The sequence below is a fragment of the Rhizobium sp. 05N430 genome (assembly GCF_056396985.1).
This window is the reverse complement of sequence record NZ_JBFTMO010000004.1, coordinates 368,244-386,125: the sequence shown is the minus strand read 5'-3', so window position 1 is coordinate 386,125 and position 17,882 is coordinate 368,244. Positions and strand designations below refer to the sequence as shown.

The window sequence follows — 17,882 nt, the reverse complement described above, 5'->3', positions numbered from 1 at the left end:
CGCGGCGGACTGTGTCACCTCGTCCGGTCGCGCGCAAGATCGGTCAGAAGGCCCGCGGCGACGGTGATGCGGGCGAGATTCGGCTCGCCGCTATCGCTGAGACTGGAGAGTTCCTCGGTGATGCGATTGATCCTGATGCGATCGACCGCATGCCATGCCTGAACCGGCAGCTTTTCCTTGCCGTGATCCGAGAGTGCGGAGATGACGATGTCGCGACGGGCGCTGGCGATCTGGTCGATGCTGCGCGCAAGTGCCAGATTTTCATAGTGGTCCGAGGTGACGATGCGCCCGCCCGCAGCAAGGAGCCTGCCGATCCGGAAGGTCTGCGAGACGGCAAAGTAGCTTTCCGCAGCACGTGCTAGAGGCTCGCCGGTGCGCTCGGCAATCTGCATGATCTCAGGCACGAGCGCAAAACCCGGCAGGCCGGTAATGTCGGCTGCCAGTTTCTCCGGAAGACCTGCTTCCTGATACTCCGTCTGGCGTGCTTCGAATTCGACAGGAGCCTGTGCCGGGAAAGACGGCTTCAGTTTCTTGAGGGCGGCCTGCAGCCGGCTAACGGTTTCGGCGATATCGCCCTTGGCCATGCCCGTTTTCAGCATCAACCGCGTCAGGACCGTGAAGCTCTGGCTGATTTCGTCGTAGACGCGGTTCTGCGTCTGGCCGGAAATCTTGCCGTCGAGCGCGTCCGTTTCGCTCCAGAGGCGGTTGAGGTCGAAACCGTCGCGAGCGATGATCGCAGCGCGGACGACTTCGGCCGCAGAAGCGGCTGTCGCATCGACCATGCTGACGGCAAAGGCTGGGCCGCCGCGATTGATCGCCTCGTTGGCGAGCACTGTGGCGACGATTTCACGCTTCAGCCGGTGGCTGGTGATGTCGGAGCCGTTGGTCTTCTGCATCTTCGCCGGGAAGTAGTTCGACAGCGCCGAGGCAAAATACGGATCATCGGGCAGATCGCTGATAATCAGGGCGTCGAAGAGAACGATCTTTGCGTAGGATAGCAGAACGCCGATTTCCGGGCGGGTCAGCGGCTTGTTGGCCGCATAACGCTCGGCAAGCGTCGCGTCGTCAGGCAGCGTCTCCACCTTGCGGTTCAGCTGCTTGGCGGATTCGAGCACGGTCATGAAGCGGGCGAGCTCGAGGCCGTTGCCGGTTCCCTTGCGTTCCGTCAACGAGATCGCCAGCGACTGGAGATAGTTGTTGCGCAGAACGAGGCTTGCGACTTCATCGGTCATCGATGACAGCAGCTGGTCGCGCTTCGGGCGCGTCAGGCGGCCGTCATGCATAGCATTTGCGAGCGCGATCTTGATATTGACCTCGACGTCCGAGGTATTGACGCCGGCGGAGTTGTCGATGGCGTCGGAATTGCTGCGGCCACCCTTCATGCCGTAGGCGATGCGGCCCTTCTGGGTGACGCCGAGATTGGCGCCCTCGCCGATGACCTTGGCGCGGACATCGTCGGCAATGATGCGGATCGGGTCGTTGGCGCGGTCGCCGACTTCCGTATCGGTTTCAGCCGCAGCCTTCACGTAGGTACCAATGCCGCCGAACCACAGCAGGTCGACCGGGCTCTTCAGGATGGCCGTCATGATTTCGAACGGTGTCGCGACCGTTTTGTCGATGCCGATTGCGGCGGCGGCCTCTGCGGTCAGCGTCACGGACTTCGCGGCGCGCGAAATGATCATCGCACCCTTGGAGAGCACCGACTTGTCGAAGTCCTGCCAGCTGGAGCGCGCGAGATTGAAGAGCCGCTGGCGTTCGGCCAGCGTCTTGTCCATATCCGGATCGGGATCGATGAAGATATCGCGATGGTCGAAGGCGGCGAGCAGGCGAATTTTCGGCGAGAGCAGCATGCCGTTGCCGAAGACGTCGCCGGACATGTCGCCGACGCCGGCGACGGTGAAGGGCGTTGTCTGGATGTCGATATCCATCTCGCGGAAGTGGCGCTTGACGGTCTCCCAGGCGCCGCGGGCGGTAATGCCCATCTTCTTGTGGTCGTAACCGGCCGAACCGCCCGACGCAAAGGCATCGTCGAGCCAGAAGCCGGCTTCCTGCGCCAGCGCGTTGGCGGTGTCGGAGAAGGTCGCTGTGCCCTTGTCGGCGGCGACGACAAAATAGGGATCGTCGCCGTCGATGCGCACGGTCTTGGCCGGCGGCACGATTTCGGTGCCCGAGATGTTGTCGGTGATCGACAGCAGCGTGCGGATATAGGTCTTGTAGGCTTCGCGCCCCGCGTTGAAGATCTCGTCGCGCGTGCCGCCTGCAGGCAGTTTCTTCGGATAGAAGCCGCCCTTGGCTCCGACGGGGACGATGACCGCGTTCTTGACCTGCTGGGCTTTCACCAGGCCGAGCACTTCGGTGCGGTAGTCTTCGGCACGGTCCGACCATCGGAGACCGCCACGGGCGACCTTGCCGAAGCGCAGATGGACGCCTTCGACCTCGACGCCATAGACGAACACTTCGCGGAAGGGCAACGGCTGCGGCAAGCCGTCGACGAGATGCGGATCGAGCTTGAACGCGAGCATCGCCTTCGGCGAGCCATCCTCGTTGCGCTGGAAATAGTTGGTGCGCAGCGTCGCATCGACGACGTTGATATAGCGGCGCAGGATGCGGTCGTCGTCGAGGCTCGGGACATCGGCCAGCGATGCTTCGATCGACTGATGCAGATCGCCCAGCCTCTTGAGACGCGGCTTTTCGGCCAGCGCCGGGTCCATCGCTTCATGGAAGAGACGGAAGGTGGCGGCGGCGATGTCCGGATATTTGTCGAGCGTCGCGGCAATGTAATCCTGCGAATAGGCGATACCCGCCTGGCGCAGATAGCGCGAGTAAGCGCGCAGCACATTGGTCTCGCGTGCCGAAAGCCCTGCGGAAAGGATCAGACGGTTGAAGCTGTCATTGTCGATGGTGCCGTTGAAGGCGGCGACGAAAGCTTCTTCCAGCGCCGCGCCAAAGCGCGGGAGGTCGATCGCGTTGCCGCTGCGGGCTTCGAGCTCCATGTCGTGCAGGACGACGATGTTGATCGCGCCGTTCGCAGCCGGTACTTCGATGTCGAAGGTGCGCTCGCTGAGGACGTTGAAGCCGAGATTTTCAAGAAGCGGCACACGGCGGGACAACGGCAGCTGCTCGCCGCAGTGGAAGATCTTCAGCGACAGGATGCTGCCGCGCTCGTCGTCGTTGCGGTAGTAGAATTCGATGCGGATCGGCTCGCCGCCGGCGCAAGCGGTGATATCGGCGAGGTCACCAGCCGCTTCGTCAGGCGTGAAAGCCTCCTGGAAGGCATTGCTGACGCCGATTTTCGGCGCCTTCGGCCCTGCCAGCATTTCGAAGCGGTTATCCCAGCGGGCGGTGATCGCCCGGATCGCCTCTTCCAGCTTCGCCTGCGGAATGCGCGGCGTCTTGCCGCCGGAGCGGCCGATGATGAAGTGGACGCGGGCGACGCCGCCTTCGGGGAAGGCCGGGTAATAGGCGGAGACGCGGCCGTCATAAATGGTCTTCAGATAGGTACCGATCTTCTCGCGGACGATCGAGTCATATTCCTCGCGCGGGACGTAGACGATGACGGAGACGAAACGGTCAAAATGGTCGATGCGCGGCAGAACGCGGACACGCGGCCGGTCTGCGAGGTCGTTGATCTGCTCGGCAAAGCTCGACAGCAGCGTCGTATCGATCTGGAAGAGATCGTCGCGTGGGTAGGATTCCAGCGTGTTGTCGAGCATGCGGCCGGAATGGCTCATCGGATCGAAGCCGAAATGCTCTTTCACCTTGGCGATCTTCGATCGCAGCAGCGGGATTTCCGACGCCCAGGATGTGTAGGCTGTCGAGGTGAACAGGCCGACGATACGCAGCTCGCCGGTGACATTGCCATTCTTGTCGAAGCGCTTGACGCCGACGTAATCCATATAGGCGCGGCGATGGACCACCGATTTGACGTTGGCCTTGGTGACGATCAGAAATTCCGGGCCATCAAGGAAGGCCAGGATCTCGGGCGTGGTCGTCACCGCGTCCTTGCCGGTGCGCAGAACCAGAACGTCTGGATTGGAGAGAATGCCGAGGCCGGTACCCTTGTCGCGCTCCACCTTGGCGCCGGCGCCCTTGCCCGAATAGACGTATTCGCGCATGCCGAGGAAGGTGAAGTTCTCGTCGCGCAGCCATGTCAGAAAGGCGAGCGCTTCGTCGCGATCGGCTTTCTTGCGGCTGGCGCTATATTCCCGGAGTTCGTCGATGGCAGTATCGAGCTTCGAGAGCATCGGTTTCCAGTCGGAAACCGCCTGCTGCACCTGTTCGAGAACGGTTTTGATGCGCTTCTGCAGATCGGAGGACTGCGCCGGTGTCAGCGGCGACAGGTGGATCTGGATGTGGCTGACGCGCGAGGCCGGATCACTTGGCTCGTCGGCGGAATAAAGCCCCGGCTCCTTGCCGTCTTCCAGCACCAGAATCGGATGCACCGCCATGTAGAGGTCGCGATAGGTGCTGGTGACCTCGCCCATGACCGATTCATAGAGAAATGGCATGTTGTGGTCGGTGACCGTCAGAATGGAGACCGGAACGCCTGACGGCTCGACGTCGGCTACTGTCTCGATGCTGACGCGGGGTGTCTTGCCGTTCCACGCCTTCAACTCGCGTGCCGAGTGGATGGCGGAGAGAGCGAGCATTTCGGGAGTATAGAGATCGAGATCATCCCCGCTGGCGCGACCGAACAGAATTTCGGGCTGCAAATGCTTGTCGCCGGTGGCGGCAGCAATCTTTTTTGCGCTCTCGATCTGTTTCTCGCGTTTCGGATTGTGTCTGGCAGCCATTTCAGATGTTCCCCGATCTGTTCGATTTGGTGCAAAATATCAGAAGATTTGCCGAAAAAATCTCTAAAAGAGGCCGCTTGATGGCAGCTTTCGTTCGTTCTGGCCCCTGTTTTTGTCAGAATTCGGAAGAATCTCCGCCTATTCGATTCGACTAATATTGTTTGCGGCCGACTTTGGACTGCTGCTTCGCGACCTTTCCACGCAGAGATGAACAATGGTTGACAGGCGTGGCGTAAAAAGTAGATCAACTGCGCATCAGGTTCAGGGCTATCACCATGCCAGAAAATACCACCGCCGGAACGGTCATCGTCATTTCAAGCCATGTCGTGCGTGGTTCGGTCGGCAACCGTGCCGCCGTTTTTGCGTTGGAGACACTGGGACACCAGGTCTGGGCCCTGCCGACGGTCGTGCTTCCATGGCATCCCGGTCACGGGCGTTCGACGCGGCTGACATTCGACGAGGCCGATTTCGATGCGGCGATCGACGATCTGGTCAGGGCCCCCTGGATCGGCGAAGTGAAGGCAGTGCTGACAGGCTATTTCGGCAATGCCGCGCAGGCCAAATCCGTTGCCCGGCTAATCGGCGCACTGCGCCAGGACAATCCCGATCTGCTCTATGTCTGCGATCCGGTGATGGGTGACCTCGGCGGTCTGTATGTTCCGCAGGCGACAGCCGAAGCTATCCGCGATCACCTGATCCCGCTTGCATCTCTGGCAACACCGAACCGCTACGAGCTTGCCTGGATGGCAGGCGCGCCTCTCGATGACAACACGGCGGTGATGGAGGCAGCGCTATCGCTCGGTCCGTCGCGAATGCTGGTCACGTCGGCGGTGCCGATGATGACGGGTGGGACCGGCAACCTCTATCTCTCGGGCCGGCATGCGCTGCTGGCCGAGCACAGGCTCATCGATAATCCACCGAACGGGCTCGGCGATCTTCTTGCGGCTCTTTTCCTGTCGCGGCTGCTTTCCGGCATGGACGATGAAAAGGCGCTGCAACTGGCAACGGCCAGCGTCTATGAAGTTCTGGCGCGTGCGGTCAAGCGCGGCAGCGACGAGTTGACGCTGGCGAGCGACGCATCGAGCCTCGCAACGCCGATGGCGATGGTGCAGATGCGCCATTTGCTGCATCCGGCACAGCGGCGCAAGAAATAGCAACGACTCATTTTGCACTGCAGCAGTTGATCTTCTGCGCACCAAGCGTTAATCGAAATCCTATGCAGCGTTTTCCTGGAACACTTCTGGACGGTTATCGCAACTTCATGAGCGGGCGCTACGCAGATGCGCGCGACCGATACAAGACTCTTGCGGAAAACGGCCAGAACCCGACGACACTCGTCATTGCCTGTTGCGACTCCCGTGCAGCACCGGAGTTGATCTTCGATGCCGGTCCGGGCGAGCTCTTCGTCATCCGCAACGTCGCCAATCTCGTTCCGCCTTATGAACCCGACGGGCATTTTCACGCCACATCCGCGGCGCTGGAATTCGCCGTGCAGGCGCTGAAGGTGACCGACATCGTGGTGATGGGGCATGGCCGTTGCGGGGGCATTCGAGCTGCCCTCGATCCAAGCGCTGAGCCGCTGTCTCCGGGTGACTTCATCGGCCGCTGGATGTCGCTGGTGAAGGACGCTGCCGAACAGATCGGCAGCAACGATATCATGACCCAGACCGAGCGGCAGACGGCGCTGGAGCGTGTATCGATCCGCAACTCGATCAACAATCTGCGGACTTTCCCCGAGGTCAAAGCCCTCGAGAAGGAAGGCAAGATTGCCTTGCACGGCGCCTGGTTCGATATCTCGACCGGCGAACTGTGGGTCATGGATGCGGAAAGCCGGGATTTTATCCGCCCGGAAGTATAGGCCTTAGCCTATAGGTTTATGGGTTCTTTAAGGAATCCCGTTAAGATTTCATCGACAGGCACCCTCAACCACCGGCTTACGGCGGCCTTCGATGAAATTTGAGACTACCAGCAAGATCATTCTGGCGGCAATCCTGCTGCCGTTCATGTTCATGATCGCCGAAGGCGTTCTGGTTGTCCGTTCGTCATTTCATCAATATCTGTCGCTTGAGAAGGACTACCGCTTCGCCGACGTGCTGGCGCGCGGCGGCACGATTGCGGCGACAGAAATTTTGGGGGAGATCGTCGCGACGCGACAGTATCTCGCTCATCCGGGCAGCGAAACCGCTGCAGCGATGCAGCGGAGCCGCCAGCAGCTCGACGGTGAACGTCAGAAGTTCAAAGGTAGTCTGCCGCCGGTCGACCGGCTTGACGGAAATCTGGGGGCTGAGCTTTCCGATCTCGCGCTGGCTTATAGCCGCATCGTCTCTATCCGCGCGGCGGTCGATCGCGGGCTCTATGCCGGGAGCGACCCAGTCTATGTCTATTGGCAGGCGGCGATGAAACAGCTCGATGTCGTCGATGCGCTCTCGCCACTCATCCAGGATCCAGTGCTGCTCGGGAAGTCGAACGAGCTGATGGGCGTGCTGCTCACCTATTATGCCGAGCGGTTGATCACCTCACTCGGCACGCGCTACCTCAACGAACACAATTACAGCCTTCGCTCCAGCGACCTCTTCATGCAGGGCAGAACCATGCAGGCGGCGGGCATGGACCATATGGTGTTTCACAGTTCGTCACCGCTGGTTGCGGCGATCATGGAATATCTGAAGAGCCCCGCGCAGGTTCGTGCCGATGCCGTGACCGACGCGATATTGACGCGGGAGGCGCGTCCGCTTGCTGCCGTTCGCGACGAGTGGTCGCGCGCGCAGGCCGAACGCATCGATTTTCTCAAGGGAAAAATCGGCGAAGCCGCTGCGGATATCCACCGCACCGGAGAGGCGCTCGCCAAGCGTTCGCATCTTCACATGACGTTGGTTTTCGTTCTCTGCGGCGGTCTGCTCGTTCTTGCTGGTGTCGTTGCCACGCTGGCGACCAAGGGGTTGAGGATGATCTCGCGCCTGTCACGCGAGCGCGAGGCGCTGGTTGGCGAACTCAGAAGCGCTGCGCAGACGGATCTCCTGACAGGTCTCTACAATCGCCGTGGCTTCGAGGCGGCTGCCGCAGCGCTCTTTGCCCAGGCGGAAAGCGGTTCGCGCTGGATCTCCGTCGTGCTTTTTGATCTCGATCACTTCAAGAAGATCAACGACATCCATGGGCATGACGCAGGTGACATCGTGCTTCGCCATGTCGCGGCAACGGCCAAGCAGCATTTTCGCAGCTTCGACCTGCTGGTCCGGCATGGCGGTGAGGAGTTTCTGGCCTTGCTGCCCGATGCGTCGCCGGATGAGGCAGCAGATATTGCCGAGGGCGTTCGCGCCGCCATCGAGGCTGCGATGGTCGATCTTCCTGGCGGCGAATGTCTTTCGGTGACCGCGAGCTTCGGCTGCGCCGGCCGGACGCTTGGCGGCGGCACGCACAATTTCGAAGATCTCGTCAAGCGTGCCGATATGGCGCTCTATGCCGCCAAGGCGTCCGGACGCAACCGTGTCGTCTCGGGTCCGCTGGTGCCACAGGCCACCGCGGTCAAAGCCGAGGCCAAATGAAAAAGGCGCCGCAAGCGGCGCCTTCAATTCAATTGCAAATAGGTGGCTTACTGGCCGCCGTCGATCTGCTGGCCGATATAGGCGATCGCCTGCTGATAGACGGTTGCCGCGTTCCAGCCCTGGATAGCGACGAAATTCGGTTCGCCCGGCTGGTAACCGGCACCTGCCCGCCAGCCATGACCCTTCAGGAAGTTTGCGGTCGAGGCCAGCGCGTCGGCACGCGAACCGACCATGTCGACACGGCCATCGCCATCGCCATCGGCACCGAAGCGGACGACATTGCGCGGCAGGAACTGCGTCTGGCCGATCTCGCCATGTGCGGCGCCGCGCGCCTGCGGGCTGAGATAGCCTTCCGAGACGAGCTGCAGGGCAGCATAGAGCTGGTCGGTGAAATAGTCCGAGCGGCGGCAGTCATAGGCCAGCGTCGAAACGGCTGACAGCGTGTGCTGCGTGCCCATATAGCTGCCGAAGCCGGTTTCCATGCCCCAGATCGCGATCAGCGGGCCGGCCGGCACGCCGTACCGGCGCTCGATTGACGTGAAGAGAGCCTGGTTGGAGCGCTTCATGCCCTTGCCGCGGGAAATGATCGCCGCGCCGCCACGCTTCTGCATGAAGGCGTCGAAGGACAGCTTGAAGCTCTTTTGGCCGCGGTCGGCGGCAATCGTCGGACGATTGTAGGCGACGTTGGCGAATGCACGGCTCAGAACCGACTGGCTGACGCCCTGTGCTGCAGCTTCCTGCTTGAATTGCTGCACCCAGGCATCGAAGCCGGCGCCGTTATTGCCGCATTGCGCGGCATTGGCCGCTACCGGAACTGCATGGAAAGCGCCCACCGCCGCGATGGCCGCCACCAAGAATTTTGTCATGCGCATGAGAAACCCCGATCTCGATCTGCAGTCGCTGGAATGCCGGGCAGAATGCCAGCCAAGGGTGATTTTGTCACGATCACCTTTTGGCGAGATTGGCTCTCTGCCGCACGATTGCCGCCTGGCTGGTTCAAAGAAAGCCCCGCAAGTCTGGCGACATGCGAGGCTGATAGCAAGCTATGGTTAATATTCGGTATCAGGCGGCCTGCTTGCGCGGCTTGATGAGGCCACGATTGACGAGCAGCTCGGCAATCTGAATGGCGTTCAGCGCGGCGCCCTTGCGCAGGTTGTCGGAAACGACCCACATGTTGAGACCGTTTTCGACCGTCGCATCTTCGCGGATACGCGAGATGAAGGTCGCATCCTCACCGGCAGATTCGTAAGGCGTGATGTAGCCGCCGTTCTCATGCTTGTCGATGACGAGGCAGCCCGGTGCATCGCGCAGGATGTCGCGTGCCTGATCGGCGGTGATCTCGTTTTCGAATTCGATGTTGACCGATTCCGAATGGCCGATGAAGACGGGCACGCGAACTGCGGTGCAGGTCACCTTGATCTTCGGGTCGAGCATCTTCTTGGTTTCGGCCAGAACCTTCCACTCTTCCTTCGTATAGCCGTCTTCCATGAAGCTATCGATATGTGGAATGACGTTGAAGGCGATGCGCTTGGTGAACTTCTTGTTCTCGATCGGATCGGCAACGAAGACGGCGCGCGTCTGGTTGAAGAGCTCGTCCATGCCATCCTTGCCGGCGCCTGAGACCGACTGGTAGGTGGAGACGACGACGCGCTTGATCTTGGCGAAATCATGCAGCGGCTTCAGCGCGACCACGAGCTGGGCGGTCGAGCAATTCGGATTGGCAATGATGTTGCGCTTGGTGAACTGGGTGATGGCGTCCGGGTTCACTTCCGGCACGATCAGCGGCACGTCCTGATCGTAGCGCCAGGCCGACGAGTTATCGATGACGACGCAGCCCTGCTGGCCGATCTTCGGCGACCACTTCTTGGAGACTTCGCCGCCGGCAGACATCAGGCAGATATCGGTGTCGGAGAAATCGTAGTTTTCGAGATTGAAGACCTTCAGCGTCTTGTCGCCGTAGGACACTTCCGTGCCCTGCGAACGCGAGGAGGCAAGTGCTACGACTTCGTCAGCCGGAAAGCCACGCTCGGAGAGGATGTTGAGCATTTCCCGGCCGACATTTCCGGTTGCTCCCGCGACTGATACTTTGAAACCCATTTTCAGCTCTCTTTCTCTTCTCTCCTCTTGTCCGGTGAGGGGGGAAAGCGCGAAATCATCGCGGCTTCCTGTCCCCAGCCGAGCCGGGGAGAGAGCGGCAGGCCAGAGACGTCAGACGGTTTTCGTCGTCGTTTTGGCCTTGGTTTTGGAAGAAACCGGAACGGCAATATCCACCCCGGCACTCAGTGCCCGGTCATTGCATGCAGCAATGGCGTGTTCGAAGCGAACCATGGATAATTCCTTTTCCGCCGTTGCTCATAAAACGTTTTCCACAGGAGTCAAGGTTTTTGCGCCTGCGGGCGGCGCCTGGTGTCGGTGCGGCAGATTGTCATACCGGTGTCATCGACATGTCATCCCCCAAGGCTATCTCCGGCCCGTTGTTCATTTACTGCAACGAAAACGGGGGTTTTCCATGCGTATGATTTTTGCCGCTCTGGCGGCCACGACGATTCTTGCCGGTGCCGCGCAGGCGACCACGGTTTATCCGCTTGATCGCGCAACGATTCTTGCCGGTTCGCCATTTGACTTCAAGGTTGAGCTCAGCAAGCAGGTAAAGCCCGAGGACGTGAAGATCACGGTCAACGGTCAGGACTACAAGACGGCTCTCGGGGGCGAGGCCAAGTTTGTAGAGCTTGAAAAGGGTAAGGACGACAAGGCACTCGGTTCCGCCGTCATCCTGCGTGGCCTGACGATCGCCGCACCCGGCGACTACAAGGTCGAAGTGTCGGCCGGCGACGAGAAGAAGTCGGTTACCTGGAATGTCTACGGCACCGGCGACGCGCCGAAGGCCAAGAACGTCATCTTCCTGATCGGCGACGGTCTTTCCGTTGCGCATCGCACGGCAGCCCGCATCATGTCAAAGGGCATGACCGAGGGTAAGGCGAACGGCCGCCTCAACATGGACGATGTGCCGCCGGCAGCTTTCATCGGCACATCGGCAACCAACGCTGTTGCCACCGACTCCGCCAATACCATGTCGGCTTACATGACGGGCCACAAGACCGCCGTCAACGCGATCGGCGTCTATGCAGACCGCACGCCCGACTCGCTCGACGACCCGCGCGTCGAGACGATTGCGGAAGCGATCCGCCGCCAGACCAAGAAGTCGATCGGCATTGTCGCGACCGCCGAAATCGAGGACGCCACACCGGCTGCGGTTGTCTCCCACACGCGCAATCGCAACGACAAGGCCGATATCGTCGGGATGCTTCTCGATGTGAAGCCGGAAGTCGTCCTCGGCGGCGGTTCTGCCTACTTCCTCGGAAAGGACGTTCCGGGCTCCAAGCGCAAGGATGACAAGGACTACATCAAGCTCTTCCAGGACGCCGGCTACAAGCTTGCCATCGACAAGAACGAGCTTGCAGCCAACGCATCGGCTGAAGGCAACCTTCTCGGTCTCTTCCATACCGGCAACATGGATGTCACGCTCGATCGCGAATTTCTGAAAAAGGGCACCGTCGAGAAATTCCCGAACCAGCCGGGTCTCGTCGAGATGGCAACGGTCGCGCTCGATCGCCTGTCCAAGAACCCCGACGGTTTCTTCCTGATGGTCGAGGGTTCGTCGATCGACAAGATGTCCCATCCGCTCGATTGGGACCGCGCCGTCGTCGACACCATCGAATTCGACAAGGTCGTCGGCCTTGCCCGCGAATTCCAGAAGGCCCATCCCGATACGCTGATCGTCGTCACCGGCGACCACACCCATGGCGTTTCGATCATCGGTACTGTCGATGACGAAAAGCCGGGCACGGAGATGCGCGAAAAGGTAGGCACCTATGCCGAAGCGGGCTTCCCGAATTATACCGACGACAACGGCGACGGCTATCCCGACAAGATCGATGTCACGCGCCGCCTCTTCCTCAGTGCCAATAACGGCCCCGACCATTACGAGACGTTCCGCCCGAAGCTCGACGGTCCATTCGTTCCTGCCGTGCAGAACGAAAAGAAGGAATATGTCGCCAACGAACAGTACAAGGATGTTCCCGGCGCCGTCTTCGTTCAGGGCAACATTCCGAAGAGCGGCGACAGCGGCGTTCACGCCGTCGATGACGTCGTCCTGCAGTCGGATGGTCCGGGCTCGGAAGGTTTCCGCGGCTATATGGAGCAGAGCGATGTCTACAAGGTCCTCGCCGACGCTTTTGCACTCGGTGTAAAACAGACCAACTGACGGAGCGCGGTGAACCGCCTCTTCCGCGTAATCTTCCCGGCCGCCGATCTGCGGCCGGGAACTTGCAAGGAGTTTGATATGCATAGGATCACACGCCGGAGCCTTTTCGGTATGATGATGGCATTGCCGGTGCTGACGTCTGCAAGATGTGTCGAAGCTGCCGACGCAACGCTCAGCTTCGATGAGCTCTATGGGAAATTCGGCGTTCTCGGCCTCGAATTTTCCGAGAAGGTGAAGGCGCTCGCCGGCAGGCAAATCAGCATGCGCGGCTTCATGGCGCCGCCGTTGAAAGCGGAAGCGCAGTTTTTCGTGCTGACGGAAATTCCGATGTCGCTCTGCCCATTCTGCTCGTCTGACGCCGACTGGCCCGACAATATCGCCGTCGTCTATCTCGACGAGAAGCAGACCTTCGTGCAGCCCAGCCAGACGATCGAAGTGCGCGGCATTCTCGAATACGGCTCGTGGACCGATCCCGAAACCGGCTTCGTCAGCTTGCTGCGCCTGCGCCAGGCCGAATATTCGGCGGTCTGATGCTGGCGCTCGAGATCAGCAATCTGTCGGTCACGTTCAGCGGACTCAACGCACCGGCGCTTGAGATCGACGCGCTCGCGCTGTCTGCCGGCAGCCGGGTTGCGGTGACCGGGGTTTCCGGCTCAGGCAAAAGCACCTTCGTCAACATCATCACCGGGTTGGAACGTGCGGCGCGCGGATCCGTCCGCTGGAACGGTGACGATATCTGCGCCCTACCCGAGAGCCGTCGTGACCGCTTCAGAGCGGGTAACATCGGACTCGTAATGCAGGACTTTCATCTATTTCCGGGGCTTTCGGCCGTCGAGAACATTTTGTTGCCCGCCCGTCTGTCGCGCGCCGCCGATGCTCAGATGGTGCTGCGCGCGCATGAACTGCTGATGCGGACCGGCCTTTCGCGGCCCAATCAGAACATCGAGACGATGTCGCGCGGCGAGATGCAGCGGGTGGCGATCGCGCGTGCGCTTTTGCGCAAGCCGGGCGTCATCGTCGCAGACGAGCCGACCGCCAGCCTCGATGCCGAAACCGGCCGCGTCATCGGCGACCTGCTGCTTGATCTGGCGATTGCGGAAGGCAGCACGCTAATTGTCGTGTCGCATGATCCGCATCTGTCAGGCCGCATGGACCGCCGCCTGTTGCTGTCCTCCGGACGCATCGTTGAAGACGCCTTCCGCAACGAGGTGGCGGCATGATCCGGTTCATCGCCGCCGATCTTCGTCGCCTCTGGGCGGGTTCCGTCGTCGTGGTTCTGCTCGTTGCCCTGGCAACAGCGCTCGGCGTTGCGGTCGTCCTGCAGGAGCGGGCGTTGCGGCTCGGCAGTGCGCGGGCGGCCGACAGGTTCGATCTCGTGATCGGCGCTGGCGGCAGCGAGACACAGCTTGTGCTGTCCTCCGTCTTCCTGCAGCCCTCGCCCTTGCCGCTGATGCCGGGCCGAATACTTTCCAAGCTGACTGCCGATCCGCGGGTCGCCTGGGTTTCGCCGATCGGCTTCGGCGATTCCTTTTCCGGCTATCCGATCGCCGGCACCAGCCTGGCCCTGCCCGACAATCTCTCCGGCGGGTTCAGCGAGGGTCGTGGCTTTGCCGCGGAGAACGAAGCCGTTGTCGGCGCAGCGGTCAGCTTGCCGCTCGGATTCGAGATCAAGCCGATGCATGGCTCAGTCGAAACCGGCGGTCATACCCATACCGAAATCGCCTATCGCGTGACCGGCCGCATGAAGCCGACGGGGACCGCCTGGGATCGGGCGATCCTGGTGCCGATCCAGGCTGTCTGGCATATCCATGGCCTTGAATCCGGTGATTCCGCCGATGAAGATCACGATCACGCGGATGACCACGCGCTTGATGATCGCTGGTCCGGCGACTTGCCCGGCCTGCCCGCCGTTCTCGTCAAGCCGAAGTCGATCTCAGATGCCTACAAGCTGCGGCAGGACTATCGCAGCGGCAACACGGTCGCGGTCTTTCCGGGCGAAGTGCTGACCAATCTTTACGCAACGCTCGGCGATGCGAAGCGTATTCTGGTCGCGGTGGCATCCGGCGCACAGGGGCTGGTCGCCGCATCGCTGATCCTGGTGACCGTCATCCATATCGGTCAGCGCCGCCGCCAGATCGGAGCGCTCAGGGCGTTCGGCGCGCCGCGCCTGGCCATCTTCGGTATTGTCTGGGGCGAGTTCTTTGCGCTGATCGCCCTTGGCATCGCGGGCGGTTTTGCGCTGGGCTATTGCGCAGCGTCTCTGCTTTCCGGTTTCTTCAGCGCCAGCAGCGGTATTGTCATGCCGGTGGGCTTTGTCCGGGCCGACCTGATGCTGGCCGGGGTGCTGATTGCATTTGGCGCCGTTCTTGCTGCACTGCCTGCGATTCTGGCTTACCGGCAATCTCCGGCGGAAGCCCTCAGGGCGTGATAATGCAGGCTGCTACGCGAAGCTGTGCAAACACGTTAGACTAAAGTCATAATCCCAAAGCCGCTCTCTTTATCCGAATTCTTTTCTGCCACACTCTTCGCAGGTGAGCCGCGTCCAGGGGCATACTTTGAGGAGAGTTTGGGACGCGCCTTGCTGCTCATCATTCTGTGGAGGACAGACAATGGCAAATATCGCAAGCGCCGAGAGCGCAAAAGCCCGTCCGATGACTGGCGAGGAAAGGAAGGTCATCTTCGCCTCGTCGCTCGGTACGGTCTTCGAATGGTATGATTTCTATCTCTATGGTGCGCTCGCAACCTATATCGGCGCCACCTATTTCACCCAGTATCCCGAAGCCACGCGAAACATCTTCACACTTCTCGCCTTCGCCGCAGGCTTCCTGGTCCGTCCGTTCGGCGCCCTGGTCTTCGGCCGCCTCGGCGATCTCGTCGGCCGCAAATACACCTTCCTCGTCACGATCCTGATCATGGGCTTCTCGACCTTCCTCGTCGGTATCCTTCCGGGCGCGGCGACCATCGGCATCGCGGCTCCGATCATCCTGATCGTGCTCCGCCTGCTGCAGGGTCTGGCGCTCGGCGGTGAATATGGCGGTGCTGCGACCTATGTCGCGGAACACGCGCCGAATGGCCGACGCGGCTACTTCACATCCTGGATCCAGACGACGGCAACGCTCGGCCTTTTCCTGTCGCTGATCGTCATTATCGGTGTGCAGCAGATACTCGGTACGACGGCGTTCGCGGCCTGGGGCTGGCGCATTCCGTTCCTGGTTTCCATTCTGCTGCTCGGCGTTTCGGTCTGGATTCGTCTGAAGATGAACGAATCTCCGGCCTTCCAGAAGATGAAGGCGGAGGGCAAGGGTTCGAAGGCACCGCTGACGGAAGCCTTCGGCACCTGGAAGAATGCCAAGATCGCCATCATCGCGCTGCTCGGTGCAACGATGGGTCAGGCGGTCGTCTGGTACGGCGGCCAGTTCTATTCGCTGTTCTTCCTGCAGAACGTTCTGAAGGTGGATCTGCAGTCGGCCAATATCATGGTGGCGATCGCGCTGATCCTGGCGACACCGTTCTTTGTCGTCTTCGGCTCGCTGTCGGACAAGATTGGCCGCAAGCCGATCATCATGGCGGGTCTGCTTATCGCCGCCATCACCTACCAGCCGTTGTTCAAGGCGATGACCTATATGGCCAATCCGGCCCTCTATGAGGCACAGGCTTCGATCCGCGCAACGGTGACCGCCGATCCGGCAGATTGCAAGTTCCAGTTCAACCCGACCGGTACGTCGAAGTTCACCAGCTCCTGCGACGTGGCAACGGCGTTCCTGACCAAGAACTCCGTGCCTTACGACGTGGTGCCTGGCCCTGCCGGACAGCCGGCAACGGTCAAGATCAGCGATGCCACCATCACCAGCTTCGACGTCATCGCCGCTGGCGACAAGGCCAAGGGCATGACCGCAGCCTTCGAGAAGAGCACCAACATTGCGCTTCACGATGCCGGCTATCCGCTGAACCGCGGTGCCGCCAAGGTTCCGGATTCCAAGCTCGATGCCTTCATCGCGGCTAACCCGGAGCTCAACCTGAACGCCGAGACGATCCGCGCCGGCGAGAAGGAAACCATGCCTGCCGACAAGCTGATTGCAGGCAAGCTGCTGACGGCTGAGGAAGCGAACGGCGTCACCGACATGGCGGTCTATACGGTCGCTGGTGGCGGCACCTTCGCCATGGTGGCTGATCCGGCGCGCGTCAACTGGATCGGTACGATCGCCGTACTCTTCGTTCTCGTGCTCTACGTAACGATGGTCTACGGCCCGATCGCAGCGCTTCTGGTCGAGCTCTTCCCGACCCGTATCCGCTACACCGGCATGTCGCTGCCCTACCATATCGGCAACGGCTGGTTCGGCGGTCTGCTTCCGGCAACGGCCTTCGCGATGAGCGCGGCTGCCGGCGACATCTACTACGGTCTCTGGTATCCGATCGTCTTCGCAGGCATCACGCTGGTCATCGGCCTGCTGTTCCTGCCGGAAACCAAGAACCGCGATATCCACGCCGACTAAGATCGGATGGATTGAGACGACAGAACCCGGCGCTCACAAGGCGCCGGGTTTTTTATGCGCGCAGCAGCCGTTTCGGAGCGGGCCAGCCGTCAGCGGGCTTGAAGAGAACGCCGTAGCGCGAAAAGACGATGGCGATCATCAACGAGAACCAGCCGCCCAGCGCCAGTCCGGCAATTACGTCGCTCGGATAGTGAGCGCTGACCATGACGCGAGTCATGCCGAGCCAGAGCGCACAGGCGAGGAAAACGACGCGGTATCGGGGAAAGAGAAGCGATAGCGCGGCGAAGAAGGCACCGATCGTCGTCGCATGTCCCGAAGGGAAGCTTTCGAAGGCTGCGTGTCCGGATAAGGGCGAGAAGGAAAATATCCCGTAGTCGTCGAAATGCTGCGGACGGGCGCGGCCGATCACCCGCTTGAGGATGTTGGCGAGGATGCCGGAGAGCGCGATGGAGATCAGCAGATAGGCGCCGATCCAGCACATCTGCAGCGCTTGAATGCGGGTGCGCAGCGATCTGACGACGCGAAGAGCTGCAAGGCCTTCGAAGAAGAGAAAGGCGCTGGTGATGATGATCCAGCCCGAGGTGCCGAAATCTGTGAGGATACGGCCGAGGCGGCGCATGGCGGGCGGCACGTGCCCGGCGCCGACAGGACCATCCAGCAGCAGCATGGAGAGCAGAACGGCATTGAAAGTGATGAACAGGCAGGTCTGCCAGCGCAGTTGCGGCATCCGGCAGGTGCTGCGCCGCCAGCGCCTGTCGAGCGAAGAAAGTATCGCCTGCATCCAATTCGA

General features: G+C 61.0%; 12 protein-coding genes and 1 pseudogene. 8 read left to right on the top strand and 5 right to left on the bottom strand.

The features are described 5' to 3' along the window. Positions 1-14: 14 nt before the first annotated feature. Positions 15-4,793 carry an NAD-glutamate dehydrogenase gene (locus AC1DJO_RS12290; RefSeq protein ID WP_477970741.1) on the bottom strand — a complete coding sequence of 1,593 codons (4,779 nt, stop codon included), beginning with the start codon at positions 4,791-4,793 and terminating at the stop codon, positions 15-17. A 275-nt stretch (positions 4,794-5,068) separates the two neighbouring features. On the opposite strand from AC1DJO_RS12290, the gene pdxY reads away from it, so the two are divergent. The 3 genes from pdxY to AC1DJO_RS12275 all read left to right on the top strand — a co-directional run bounded on the left by pdxY (position 5,069) and on the right by AC1DJO_RS12275 (position 8,335). Next, entirely contained in the window at positions 5,069-5,947 is an 879-nt protein-coding gene (pdxY, locus tag AC1DJO_RS12285; protein ID WP_477970739.1) for a pyridoxal kinase PdxY, read from the top strand. 62 nt (positions 5,948-6,009) lie between these two features. Further along, positions 6,010-6,651 (top strand): carbonic anhydrase, encoded by a 642-nt coding sequence (locus tag AC1DJO_RS12280; protein ID WP_112385976.1) that lies wholly within the window; start codon positions 6,010-6,012, stop codon positions 6,649-6,651. Between the two features lie 91 nt (positions 6,652-6,742). After that, a complete protein-coding gene (locus AC1DJO_RS12275) occupies positions 6,743-8,335 on the top strand; it encodes a diguanylate cyclase (protein ID WP_477970737.1) in 1,593 nt (530 codons plus the stop codon). Positions 8,336-8,382: 47 nt separating this feature from the next. Here the strand turns inward: AC1DJO_RS12275 and AC1DJO_RS12270 are convergent, their stop codons facing one another. The 3 genes and pseudogenes from AC1DJO_RS12270 to AC1DJO_RS12260 all read right to left on the bottom strand — a co-directional run. Beyond that, positions 8,383-9,207 carry a lytic murein transglycosylase gene (locus AC1DJO_RS12270; protein ID WP_112385974.1) on the bottom strand — a complete coding sequence of 275 codons (825 nt, stop codon included), beginning with the start codon at positions 9,205-9,207 and terminating at the stop codon, positions 8,383-8,385. Positions 9,208-9,397: 190 nt separating this feature from the next. Further along, a complete protein-coding gene (locus AC1DJO_RS12265) occupies positions 9,398-10,432 on the bottom strand; it encodes an aspartate-semialdehyde dehydrogenase (RefSeq protein WP_477970735.1) in 1,035 nt (344 codons plus the stop codon). A gap of 111 nt (positions 10,433-10,543) precedes the next feature. Further along, positions 10,544-10,727: pseudogene (locus AC1DJO_RS12260) on the bottom strand (hypothetical protein); the annotation flags it as partial. A 117-nt stretch (positions 10,728-10,844) separates the two neighbouring features. Here AC1DJO_RS12260 and AC1DJO_RS12255 point away from each other — a divergent pair. The 5 genes from AC1DJO_RS12255 to AC1DJO_RS12235 all read left to right on the top strand — a co-directional run bounded on the left by AC1DJO_RS12255 (position 10,845) and on the right by AC1DJO_RS12235 (position 17,092). Further along, a complete protein-coding gene (locus AC1DJO_RS12255; RefSeq protein WP_477970733.1) occupies positions 10,845-12,599 on the top strand; it encodes an alkaline phosphatase in 1,755 nt (584 codons plus the stop codon). Between the two features lie 78 nt (positions 12,600-12,677). Then, on the top strand, positions 12,678-13,130 hold the full coding sequence (locus tag AC1DJO_RS12250; protein WP_112540501.1) for a hypothetical protein: 453 nt from the start codon (positions 12,678-12,680) through the stop codon (positions 13,128-13,130). Then, positions 13,130-13,819, top strand: a complete 690-nt coding sequence (locus tag AC1DJO_RS12245) for an ABC transporter ATP-binding protein (RefSeq protein WP_477970731.1) — start codon at positions 13,130-13,132, stop codon at positions 13,817-13,819. The genes AC1DJO_RS12250 and AC1DJO_RS12245 overlap by 1 nt, the downstream gene beginning before the upstream one ends. Then, positions 13,816-15,027, top strand: coding sequence for an ABC transporter permease (locus tag AC1DJO_RS12240; RefSeq protein WP_477970729.1), 1,212 nt, complete (start codon positions 13,816-13,818; stop codon positions 15,025-15,027). The genes AC1DJO_RS12245 and AC1DJO_RS12240 overlap by 4 nt, the downstream gene beginning before the upstream one ends. A 181-nt stretch (positions 15,028-15,208) precedes the next feature. Further along, positions 15,209-17,092: an MFS transporter gene (locus AC1DJO_RS12235; protein ID WP_477970727.1), complete on the top strand. Its 1,884-nt coding sequence runs from the start codon at positions 15,209-15,211 to the stop codon at positions 17,090-17,092. 52 nt (positions 17,093-17,144) lie between these two features. Here AC1DJO_RS12235 and lpxE read toward each other — a convergent pair whose 3' ends face one another. Continuing rightward, positions 17,145-17,873 carry a lipid A 1-phosphatase LpxE gene (lpxE, locus tag AC1DJO_RS12230; RefSeq protein ID WP_477970725.1) on the bottom strand — a complete coding sequence of 243 codons (729 nt, stop codon included), beginning with the start codon at positions 17,871-17,873 and terminating at the stop codon, positions 17,145-17,147. Positions 17,874-17,882: the final 9 nt, after the last annotated feature.